This window comes from Mesorhizobium sp. M1A.F.Ca.IN.020.04.1.1, assembly GCF_003997315.1.
Taxonomy (GTDB): domain Bacteria; phylum Pseudomonadota; class Alphaproteobacteria; order Rhizobiales; family Rhizobiaceae; genus Mesorhizobium.
Window position 1 is genome coordinate 1 of the sequence record NZ_RZSN01000188.1, and the last position, 10,591, is coordinate 10,591.

The 10,591-nt window shown below is 61.9% G+C and carries 13 protein-coding genes and 1 pseudogene; 6 read left to right on the forward strand and 8 right to left on the reverse strand.

The genetic code is table 11. The features are described from left to right. Positions 1–310 precede the first annotated feature (310 nt). Both EOA49_RS26785 and EOA49_RS26790 read right to left on the reverse strand, forming a co-directional pair. Positions 311–1,069 (reverse strand): response regulator transcription factor, encoded by a 759-nt coding sequence (locus EOA49_RS26785; RefSeq protein WP_067320656.1) that lies wholly within the window; start codon positions 1,067–1,069, stop codon positions 311–313. An 873-nt stretch (positions 1,070–1,942) separates the two neighbouring features. After that, a complete protein-coding gene (locus EOA49_RS26790) occupies positions 1,943–2,551 on the reverse strand; it encodes a cysteine hydrolase family protein (protein ID WP_066992037.1) in 609 nt (202 codons plus the stop codon). A 159-nt stretch (positions 2,552–2,710) separates the two neighbouring features. Here EOA49_RS26790 and EOA49_RS26795 point away from each other — a divergent pair, with 159 nt between their 5' ends. Next, on the forward strand, positions 2,711–3,742 hold the full coding sequence (locus EOA49_RS26795; RefSeq protein WP_127240821.1) for an ATP-dependent DNA ligase: 1,032 nt from the start codon (positions 2,711–2,713) through the stop codon (positions 3,740–3,742). Positions 3,743–3,873: 131 nt separating this feature from the next. Further along, complete coding sequence (locus tag EOA49_RS26800) at positions 3,874–4,155, forward strand: hypothetical protein (RefSeq protein WP_066992031.1); 282 nt, start codon at positions 3,874–3,876, stop codon at positions 4,153–4,155. A 16-nt stretch (positions 4,156–4,171) separates the two neighbouring features. On the opposite strand, the gene EOA49_RS26805 is transcribed toward EOA49_RS26800, so the two are convergent. The 5 genes from EOA49_RS26805 to EOA49_RS32845 all read right to left on the reverse strand — a co-directional run bounded on the left by EOA49_RS26805 (position 4,172) and on the right by EOA49_RS32845 (position 7,142). Beyond that, positions 4,172–4,996: a Ku protein gene (locus EOA49_RS26805; protein WP_127240816.1), complete on the reverse strand. Its 825-nt coding sequence runs from the start codon at positions 4,994–4,996 to the stop codon at positions 4,172–4,174. Positions 4,997–5,001: 5 nt separating this feature from the next. Further along, positions 5,002–5,178, reverse strand: a complete 177-nt coding sequence (locus EOA49_RS32840; protein WP_082953724.1) for a hypothetical protein — start codon at positions 5,176–5,178, stop codon at positions 5,002–5,004. 76 nt (positions 5,179–5,254) lie between these two features. Next, a complete protein-coding gene (locus EOA49_RS26810; protein WP_067320643.1) occupies positions 5,255–6,001 on the reverse strand; it encodes a metallophosphoesterase in 747 nt (248 codons plus the stop codon). Beyond that, complete coding sequence (locus tag EOA49_RS26815) at positions 5,994–6,800, reverse strand: nucleotidyltransferase (protein ID WP_067320790.1); 807 nt, start codon at positions 6,798–6,800, stop codon at positions 5,994–5,996. The genes EOA49_RS26810 and EOA49_RS26815 overlap by 8 nt, the downstream gene beginning before the upstream one ends. A gap of 180 nt (positions 6,801–6,980) precedes the next feature. Further along, the gene (locus EOA49_RS32845) at positions 6,981–7,142 is read right to left on the reverse strand and encodes a hypothetical protein (protein ID WP_082953723.1); all 162 of its coding nucleotides are present in this window, start codon (positions 7,140–7,142) and stop codon (positions 6,981–6,983) included. Between the two features lie 574 nt (positions 7,143–7,716). Between EOA49_RS32845 and EOA49_RS26820 the strand changes: the two genes are divergently transcribed. Next, positions 7,717–8,277, forward strand: a complete 561-nt coding sequence (locus EOA49_RS26820) for a hypothetical protein (RefSeq protein WP_067320640.1) — start codon at positions 7,717–7,719, stop codon at positions 8,275–8,277. Positions 8,278–8,285: 8 nt separating this feature from the next. Next, on the forward strand, positions 8,286–8,498 hold the full coding sequence (locus EOA49_RS26825) for a hypothetical protein (protein WP_082953722.1): 213 nt from the start codon (positions 8,286–8,288) through the stop codon (positions 8,496–8,498). 66 nt (positions 8,499–8,564) lie between these two features. On the opposite strand, the gene EOA49_RS26830 is transcribed toward EOA49_RS26825, so the two are convergent. Next, positions 8,565–8,828: a hypothetical protein gene (locus EOA49_RS26830; RefSeq protein ID WP_127241335.1), complete on the reverse strand. Its 264-nt coding sequence runs from the start codon at positions 8,826–8,828 to the stop codon at positions 8,565–8,567. A gap of 182 nt (positions 8,829–9,010) precedes the next feature. On the opposite strand from EOA49_RS26830, the pseudogene EOA49_RS26835 reads away from it, so the two are divergent. Continuing rightward, positions 9,011–9,187: pseudogene (locus tag EOA49_RS26835) on the forward strand (thiamine pyrophosphate-binding protein); the annotation flags it as partial. 223 nt (positions 9,188–9,410) lie between these two features. Continuing rightward, positions 9,411–10,591: protein-L-isoaspartate(D-aspartate) O-methyltransferase (locus tag EOA49_RS26840; protein ID WP_127243447.1), on the forward strand; the 1,181-nt coding region annotated here is incomplete at its 3' end.

The following is a 10,591-nucleotide window of genomic DNA, read 5'->3' on the forward strand; positions in this document are numbered from 1 at the left end:
GGGCCTGCCGCTCGAGATACTCGGAGCGGCTCCGGTGATCCGCAGACTGACGGGAGGCCTGAAGGCTGCCGAAGCAGCATATCGCGGTGCGGAGTTGGGCCGCGACAGTGTTGGATTTCTCGTGAAGGCAGGATTCGAGATGCTCGACCGGGAACATGCCTGAGCATCGGCCTGAGCGCATCCGTTTCAAGACCTGCAGGCACCGTCCTACTCTTGAATCTCGAAGGGAGGCGGACCTGAAATAGGTCCGCCTCCACGTCGAGGATCGGCGTGCGTGGTTCTATTGCCAGGCACCAGGCCTGGGCAGCCTTCAAAGCATCATCTGTCTAAGCTTGTAGGCCACCTCAGTGCGGTTCGTGGCTTTCAGTTTTTTCATGATGTTGCGGATATGGACCTTGACCGTGCTCTCGCAGAGGTTGAGCTCGTAGGCAATGATCTTGTTGGCCTTGCCTTTCCTGAGCGCTTCCACGACCGCGGCCTCGCGCGAGGTGAACATTCCGGCGAGCGGACGGGCGCCGTTTGCCGTCGAATGGATGATCTCGCGAAGCGCCAGCACGCAGCTGGCGGGCACGAAGATTCCTCCGGCGCGGGCGAGACCGATGGCCTCGGCAGCGACCTTCACTTTGACGCTCGTCGGAATGTAGCCGCGGGCGCCGCATTCGAGAGCCGCAAGGATCTCCCCCGGCTCGTCGGAATCAACCACGACGATTACCGGTACGGCGCCGACCTCGGAGATGAGGTGCACAAGTTCCGCCCGAACGCTCTGGTCGGTCACCTTTCGGGCGCCGAGAATAACGAGGATCGCGGAAGCCTCCGCCCCGCCGGCGACGTGCTGAATCTCATCAAGAGATCCTACGGCGCTGACGCGCAAAGCCGGATTATGTTCGATAAGGCCTCGAGCAAGACATTCGCGCTCGAGTGCCCGCTTGTCCACAATTACCACCAGACCTTCGGTCGGGTGTCCTTCTTCGAGATCAGACGTGCCGAGCCCGTTCACGTCCGTCAGATGCCCGTTCTGCAACGACCCCGTCGCGTCTTTCCAAGACTCGGAAATTTGAAGATGTCCCATCGCCTTATTTACTCCTCTCCGCCGCCGACTTCGCTCGCTCCCCTTTTTATCTTGACTCCCACGCAGGGCTTGTTCAGCGGCATGAACTGATACGCTGTTTACCGTGTGTCGGGCGACTTGCTGCGAAGTGAGGAATAGATTCAAGGAGTAGTGCATACGCCGGCCCAACCCACGGACGTATGGGATCCCCGCTCCATTGAGGTAATCCAGCCTCAAATGCATACTACGATGCTGTGGAAAAGGCGCATTAATCCTGGTTAACAATTTGGTAATTATATCTTAGGTGGCTAATATGACCGAAAGGATGACAACCTTAAGTTGCCATCACAGGAATTCTGCTCCTCAAAGCTGCGTGCGAGCATATCTCGACCTTTAGAGCGAGATTTGCGGTTTGAAGCAAACGGCGCCACAGTTCTGAGAAAAACATTGACCTCGGCTGCCGTGCCCCCCACCCAACCACTGCAGCCGGGGTTCCTTTTTTGGCCGGCAATCGCAGTCTTGTCGGGCCGACAAGTCAATCTTCGCGCGGCCTATCTCCACAACATCAGAGCGTCGCGCCTCGGAAATACGTACGCCTACCGGTACTAGCGTTTCAGGTTAGGCCTGACTGTCTCGACTTCTTCACGCGTGGTGGTGTCCGGCAATTCGCCGGGACCGTCCGGATTCCGTGTCGGGTTTTCGCGCGTGTCCCTCGGCGGCTTTCGCTTTGGGTTGGGGTCAGACGGATTTGGCTTGCGAGCTTTTTCCCGTTTCGCTGGTTTAGGCATCTACACGCTCCCTGCCTGCGCAATTTCGGAGAAACATTGCGGTTCCGTCAAATAGCAGTTGATCGGTCGCTTTCGGCTGTAGCCGGTGCGGATCGTCCCATAACGTTCAGGTCCAGGCCGAAAGGACCGTCTCCATCTCGACGGTCTCGACCTGTTGCGCGAAGCGCTGATGGTAGACGGTCATCAGGGCATCGTGCGTCGCGTCCGATGAACTGCAAAGCGCATCCGTGACCAGCACCACGCGATATCCGATGTCGATCGCCCCCAGGACGGTTGCGAGCACGCAAACATCGGTTTCGCCTCCCGTGACCACCAGGGTGTCGATGCTGCGCGCGGCAAGTGCCGTCTGCAGTCTGCCCTCCGGCCAGGGCGAATAAACATGCTTGTCGATCACCTGCGCCGGCGGACAGAAGGATGACAGCGGCGGCAGCAACCCGACCATTTCTCGCCCGACATTTTCGATCGTCATCGAGGCCCAGCGCTCATAGTAGCGTCTCCAGGTGCCGGCACCCAGGCCAGGCTTTTCAGCCGGCACGAAGCGCGTGAAAAGGGTTTGCTCGGCTTTCCATTCGACGAGGCTGACGATCCTCGGAAGGACGCGGGTGATCCACGGCGTGGCCCATTCCGAAGGTTCCGCGAACAATTTCTGCATGTCGACGCATAGATGCGCGCAGCGCTCGCCCAGAGGACCATAGCTCAAGCCGGAAGCCGACATCGGATTTCCTGTCGGAAGTTCATGTTCGCTCTGGTGAAGAAGTGCCCGACGCGGTCAAAGCTCGACATTTCGTTTCTGAACTTTGGTGAGGCAACGCCTCGCCGTGCAACTCGTTCCCGTCGACCGGAAACTACAGGTGTGGTCGAACGTTCTACCGAGATGGAGACCTCCAGGATTACGTCCCAACCAGCGACATCGAGCCCCGAGTTTCCGCTGTCTTTGGATACGCCGCCGATGGAGGCGCGGACCGCGGACGCCTTGCCTGAAGGTCCCTGGCAGTACGAACCCAAATGGGACGGGTTTCGCTGCCTGGCCTTCAAAGGCCGCGACGCCGTCGAGCTTCGCGCCAAATCCGGCAAGCCGCTCGGCCGCTACTTTCCCGAACTGACCACGATGCTGCGCGACCTCGCCGCAAGGCAATTCGTCGTGGACGGCGAGATCGTGATCGAGATCGACGGGCGCGTCTCCTTCGACGCGCTGCAGATGCGCCTTCATCCGGCCGAGAGCCGTATCCGCAAGCTGAGCGCGGAAACACCGGCGCGGTTGATCCTGTTCGATGCACTGGCTGCCCCGGGAGGCGAGATGTTGCTCGATTTGCCCTTGCCCGATCGGCGCCGGGCGATCGAGGACTTCGTTGCCAGGGCAGAGAACGCCGGGCTGAAGCTCTCGCCGGCCACAACGAGCCTCGCGACCGCCAGACGATGGTTGCGCGGCGCCGGCCGAGGTGCCACCGATGGCGTGGTCGCCAAGGCACTGGCCGAACCCTATCGCCCGGGCGAGCGAACCATGATCAAGGTCAAGCGGCTGCGCACAGCAGACTGCGTGGTCGGTGGCTTTCGCTACCTGAGCGGCAAGCGCCAGATCGGCTCGCTGCTGCTTGGCCTCTACAACGACCGTGGCCAGCTCGATCATGTCGGCTTCACCTCGACCATCGCCAGTGACGAGCGAGCGGCGCTGACCAAGAGGCTTGAAGCGTTGCGCGGCGGGCTCGGCTTCACCGGCAAGGCACCCGGCGGCCCGAGCCGCTGGAGCACCGAGCGCAGCGGAGAATGGGAGCCGGTGCGGCCCGAATTGGTCGTGGAGGTCCGCTTCGACCATGTCACCGGCGACCGATTCCGGCATGGAACAAGGCTGGTGCGCTGGCGGCCCGACAAGGCGCCGCGCCAATGCACGTTCGAACAGATCGCGTAGGGCACCTACCAGGGAGAGGCGACGCCACAACGGCCGCCACTTGCTGCAACGGGCGGAACCACCAATCGCCTGAGCGGTTTTCCAACTGAGCGAACCGCGAGCCGGATAGGCTTGCAGCATTGGAGAACGAGATGGACCCGCGTAAAAAGCAACGCACCGCAAATCAGGACGAAACCGAGGCTCCGGCAGTCGAGCAGCAGGACTGGGACGCGCTTGAGGGCGGCCGGATCCTGCCCGACAGCGTCGCCGTCAACGGCGACCCGCAGGACGATGAAGAAGCGGAGGGAACGCTCCCCGAAGAAGACGACGACAATCCCTATCAGGAAAGTGACGAGGCACTCCCGGACGACGAGGAGGAGCGGGTCCTCGCGCGCGATCCCTCCAAGGAAGGAAGCCGGTTCGACGAGGTCTGAGCGGCCTTTCTTGGCGTCAAGCTGACTTGCGTTTGCCTTGCTTCGCGCCTTTCGCGGCGATGCCCTCCTTGGCAAGGCTTTTGCGCAGAACGTCGGCCAGATTGATGACGTTCTCACGCGGTTTCGGCGCCGCCTTGGGCAGCTTCTTGCCTTTGCGCTTGGCCTCGATCATGGCGATCAGCGCGTTCTCGTATGTATCCTCGAATTTCGAAGGATCGAACTTCGTCGCCTTCTTGTCGATCAGCAGGCCGGCGATCTCGAGCAGGTCCGCCTCGTAGTCCTGCTTCTTCAGCCCTTCGAACACCGTCGCCTCCGAAACCATCTCATTGCGGTCCCGCAGCTCGGTGAGAAGCATTCCCTTGCCGAAGGGCTGGATGAGAACCTCGCGTCCGCGCTGGTAGAGGACGACACAGGATCGCGCCGCCACCCGTTTGTTCTTCATGGCCTCCCGAAGGACGTTGAACGCCTCTGCGGAAGCATCCTCCGCCGGAATGAGGTAATAGGGCTTTTCGAGATAGCGCGTGTCGATGTCTGCGACCGGCACGAACTCGCCGATTTCCAGCGTGTGCTCGGAGGTTAGTTTCAGCGCCTTGATCTCCTCGGGCTCTATCTGGATGAAATCCTCCTTGTCGGTCTCGAAGCCCTTGACTTGGTCCTCGGCGTTCACCGGTTCGCCGGTCTCCTCATCCACATAGGCGCTTTTCACCGGCAGGCCGTCCCTCCGGTTCAATATCCTGAAATGGATTTTCGACGCTTCGCTGGTGGCGCCGACGATCTTGACGCCGCATGAAACCGATCCGACCTTCATGAAGCCTTTCCAGATCGCGCGAGGCGCAGCCATCGAGCTTACTCCGTCCGGATGCGCCCGGCAGGCGCCGGCGGATCGTCGGTTTCATCGGGATTTGGGCGCGGCACCTCGTCCGGCAGCCCGTGCCGCTCCGGCTTCCTGACCGGCTCCGGTTTCCAGCTGGGCGCCGGCATCGGCGTGTCGCGATCGGGATCCGGTTGTCTGGGGTCAGGCATCGAAGTTGGTTCCGTTGGTCTCCTGCACAACTCATCGCTGCCGGCATGGTTCCGAAGCGGCAGGCAGCGCTGCGCCTCAGATTTCGAGCAGCGCGTAAGGACGGCCGGTCGGCTTCGCGATATGCATGGCGACGTTGTAGACGCTGGCCCCACCAGGGGTCCGGCCTTCATACGAGCCGCGATGGGCATGGCCATGCACCACGGCGCTTACCTTGAAGCGATCGATGGTTTCGGCCAGCCGCGAGGAGCCGAGGAACGGAAAGATTTCCGGAGGCTCTCCCGCCACGGTCTCCGGGACCGGCGCATAGTGGAGCACCACGAGCGTGCGCTTGGCGCGCACCTGCCGCATAGCATTCTCGAGCCGCATTGCCTCGTTGACGCTTTCGGCCACCATCGCCTTGATGGCCGGCTCACCGAAGGAGCCCAGCATCCTTCGACCGAAGCCGCCGACAAAACCCTTCACGCCGACGAAGCCGACATCGTTCAGTTCGATCGCCTGGCCATCGAGGAGATGGACCCCCGCCTGGCGGAGCGTTGCAGCGATCTGCTCGACGCAACCGGATTCGTAGTCATGATTGCCGAGAACCGCGACCACGGGAATCGAGCATGCGCGCAGATCCTCGGCCAGAAGTTCCGCCTCACGCGGTTTTCCGAGATTGGTGAGATCGCCTGTAAGGACCAGGACGTCGGCCTCGCGCGATATCTCGCCGAACAGGTCGCGGTACGAGGTCTGGGCATCTTCCTGAACATGCAGGTCGCCCATGGCGGCGACCTTGATGACACCGTTGCCGTTTGATTTGGCTGATGTGGCTGGTTCAGGCATCGCGCATCTCTCCAACGCCGCCGACGCCGGCAAACCCCCATTCCTTGACGTCGATCTCATAGTCGACCTGCGACAGCAGGCGGCCGCGGCAGATCTTCATTTTGGGCGACGGCAGCTGCCGTTGCCGCGCAAGCCGGCCCAGCAGTTCGTCGAGCAGCCAGTCTGGAATGCGGTCCCGCTCGCTGGGATAGATCCACCGGAAGTTGAGGACCTGCATCAGCAGCACCTCCCAATGGACATCGAGATAGGCGAGCAGCCTTTGCCAGTCGATCTGATCGTGCGCCTTGAGGATGGTGTGGGCGATGTCGGCGCCGTCGTGGCGTCCTCTGTCCTGGATAAAGCATTTCGACCAGATGAGCTCCGTTGGGCCGATGATGCGGACCCGGCTGCCCAGCAGCTCGACTTGGCGGGCATGCTCCAGCCACTGATCCTTGACCTGCATCGTGCCGTTGGCCGAGGCGAAGATAACATCGAAGAAATGCTTGCCCTCGAAGACCTTCCCGAGCCAGCGATCGTCCCGGATCTCGACCGCATAGCCGATGTTCTTGAAGTGCTCGAGTATGCGCGCGCAATCTCCGGCCTTGCAGAAGATATCCAGATCCTTGGTTTGCCGAACCACGCCCGTATAGGCGCTCACCGCGTAGGTCCCGGCGACCAGGAAAGGAATGTCGGTAGCGGCGAGCTCGCGGATCGCATGGGTGTAGAACGCCTCCGCCGCGGCGCTTCTCAGCGTTGGCTCGGCTTTCGCGTCGATCACGGGGAGCGATGCTGGCAGACCCGGCAACTCGTCGTTGGTCATCAACTGCTGCTCCGATTTCGGACCTTTCGATAACAGCCGCGGGGCCCGCTTGTTCCGCTGTCGGAGCTTGCGAAATGGCCCGGCAACACCGTCCGGAGAGCAGGCAAGCCGCGCCGCGCGCGGAGCATTGCCGAAATCGCGTGAAAACAACGACTTGGGCGCGACAGCTTGGCTGGTGCGCTAGTCCTTTTGCTCGCGGTACAAGCGCTCGGTCGCGCGGTCGCTCTCGCGCCGTTCGACTGGACCTCTGTGACGGCGGGTGAAAAGCACGTAGATGATCGCAATGAGAAGGATCAGCGGACCGCCGGCAACAACGAATAGCCATAAATCGGAGCCGAACATGGCGTTTCCCTTCCTGTCGAAGGTGGTTTCTCCAGCAACCTATCGCTGGTCTTGAGCTAACCGATAAGGGCTGCAAATGTTCCTGTCCAAGGGAGTAGGCGGCCTGCATGGTCAGCCGCCTACGCGCCCGGCGGGATCGCCTTGGCGACCATGTGCGGCCGTTGCGGCACCCTGAGCCAAACGGCCGAAGGAAATCGCAGACGGTAGCCGCCAGTTCGTTTGCCGAGAGCGCCCTCTTGACCAAACCGCAGCAGGAAAGGCCGTTCCGTCCAAGCGACTTGCGGCGAGCAAGAACCTCTGAGGTGGGCTTGTCGTGGAACGCGGCCTTCGGATCACAGTTCCGGCAGACGCCATCTGAAAATCGACAGGCTCGGACTGGAACAAAGCCCTGAGTCGCTTGTTCGGCTCCGGCCCATCGAGCACGAGCTGGAAGCCACAGGAGCTTGAAGCCATGAACATGCGGACACTTCTCGCGCCATTGGCCGTCGCTGCGACCTCCCTCGTTTTTCCGGCGGTCGCAGCCGATAACGCGCAAACCTTTGGCGGCCGATAGTAATCGATAGGAGACATCAAAATGCAGACGATCACCGCACTGTTCGACGATTATGACGATGCCGCCGATGCCGTGGGCGAGCTGGAGTCCATGGGCGTACCGCCGAGCGATCTCAGCATCATCGCCAACAATGCCGACGGCCGGCATTCTTCCGCGGCCGCCGAAGATGCAGCCAGTGGAGCCGGGATCGGGGCGGTCGTGGGCGGCGCCGGCGGCTTGGCGACGGGCCTCGGCGCCATAGCAATACCTGGCGTCGGTCCGGTCGTGGCGGCTGGCTGGCTGGCGGCGACAGCCGCGGGCGCGGCCGCGGGCGCAGTTGTCGGTGGAGCGGCCGGCGGCATCATCGGCAGTCTGACCGACGGCGGCGTGTCGGAGGGCGACGCCCATATCTATGCCGAAGGCATTCGCCGGGGCGGCACTCTGGTTACCGCTCGCGTCGAAGATGACCTCGCTCCGCAAGCACAAGCGATCCTCCACGATTCCAGGTCGGTGGACATCGGCGAACGGCGGAACGACTACGAAGCTGGCGGTTGGACCGGATTCGATCCGCGGGCCGGCGATTACCGTCAGCAGAGCAAATAGGAGTCAGCGTGAGACGAGTGCTGTTGCCGCTGATCCTGACAGTGGTTGTGCTGTTGGCATGTTACTGGGCCTTCGCCTATGTCCAGAGTAGCTGGCCGACGGCACCGTTGAAGCGGACACCTGAGCAGAACCAGGGCGGAAACGCACCCCAGGACACGTCTCCCGCCGCCGGCATAAAAAAGGATCCGCAAGGCAGCAACAAAATGCCGGGCAATCAATAGCGGCAGGCGTAAGCAGCGAGCATCAGGCGAGCGAGTTGCTTTCCGCCCGATCGCATGGCGCTTCTCTCATCCGCGCTCGACAAATTTGTTGAAACGGCTGGGCAAACCTTCCGCCGTTAGGTCTTGGTGCACGAAGGCAAGTTCGTTGTCATCCAATATGGCGAAGAACTCTTCCCATTCGACGGGCTGCAGATCCTCTTCCTGCTCGCCGAAGTCGACGCGCAGCACCGCTCCCTTGCCTGCAGTCCGCGCGACTGCAGGTCTGCCTTCGCGGGCTTCAATCCAAGCCCGGATCACCTCGTGATTTGTGGTTTTCAGTGGCTCGCTCATGATCAACCCTTCCGGCTAATCGCCAATCCTGGCGCTTTGCTCGTCAGCGAATGAGGATTCAATCCGCGTCCGGCTCGCTCGTTCCCGCGAATTCGCTCCTTGCGAGGCGGTGGCCTGGCTGCGTGGCCAAGGGAACCAACTGCCGCCCTACTGGTTCGGAATGCATTCATTGGAGCCTGGCCATGCCAAATGCAGCCGAAATTTTCGTCGACACTCGGGTTGCTTGGGATGTCGAGGTCATGTTCGGCCTGCCCGGCGATGGCATCAACGGCATCATGGAGGCTTTGCGGAAAAACCGGGACAAAATCTCCTTTGTCCAGGTGCGCCATGAAGAATCTGCCGCATTGATGGCTTGCGCCAGCATCGAACGGGCCGACGAGGTCGAGCGCGTTATTGACGAAGCCTTGATGCCGAAGATGCCGCCCGATTATGCCAAGAATTTCCGCAAGGCGCTGCCGGAGACTCCGGGGCGCGAGCGGATCGAGGAGAACGTCGCGCGGGAGCCGGCCAGGACGATGATGGAAGCCGAGGGATGACGTTGCCGCAGCCGCTTGCGATTCCAACTTCCTGTTGAGGATGCACATGCTCGACCTGTCCCGCGAACGTCGCCGAATGGTCGATGTTCATCTCCGCCGCCGCGGCATTCATGATCGTGAGATCCTGGCAGCGATGCGCGAGGTCCCACGCGAGACTTTCGTGGACCCTGGCTTCGAAGAATTTGCCTACGAGGATGGACCGCTGCCGATTGCCGAGGGCCAAACGATATCGCAGCCCTATATCGTCGCGTTCATGCTGGAAATGGCTGAGATCGGGCCCGGCGATCACGTCCTCGAGGTCGGCACGGGATCTGGCTACGCCGCCGCCGTGATGAGCCGCATCGTCGATCATGTCTACACGATGGAACGGCACGCCGGCCTGGCGGAAACCGCGAGACGGCGCTTCGAGACGCTTGGCTATCGCAACATCGATGTGCGCACCGGCGACGGCACCAAGGGCTGGCCCGAAGCGGCACCGTTCGATGCCATTGTCGTCGCGGCGAGCGGGCCCGGCGCGCCGCTCGCGCTGCAGCAGCAGTTGGATGTCGGCGGCAAGCTGGTCATTCCGGTCGGAGATGACCCTGACGAGCAGCGCCTCCTCAAAGTCACCCGCACGGGCGCTTCCACCTACAGCGAGGAAGATTTCGGTGCCGTGCGCTTTGTCCCTTTGATCGGCGAAGAAGGCTGGCAGGAGGACAACCGCATCCGATCCAGCCGTGTCTCCCCGCTCTTGCCAGCGCGCAGTCTTCCGCAGATGATTGCCGCAGCGGCCGAACCGCTTCCGGAGTTCGATGATCCCGCCTTTGTGGAGGCCTTCGATCGCTTTGCCGACCGGCGGATCGTGCTTCTCGGGGAAGCGAGCCACGGTACATCCGAATTCTATCGGGCGCGGGCTTGGATCACCAGAAGACTGATCGAGAAACATGGCTTCACGATCGTCGCCGCTGAAGCCGACTGGCCCGACGCCGCGGCGATCGACCGCTATGTGCGCCACCGCCCACCTTCGCCGCGCGCCGACATGCCTTTCCAGCGGTTTCCCACCTGGATGTGGCGCAACGCCGAATTCGCGGCATTCGTGGAGTGGCTGCGTGCGCACAACGAGCAGATCGAAACACCGGCAAGCCAGGCAGGGTTCTACGGCCTCGATATCTACAATATGAGAGGCTCGATCGCGGCGGTTTTGGAATATCTCGACCGCATCGATCCGGAGGCGGCAAGCATTGCCCG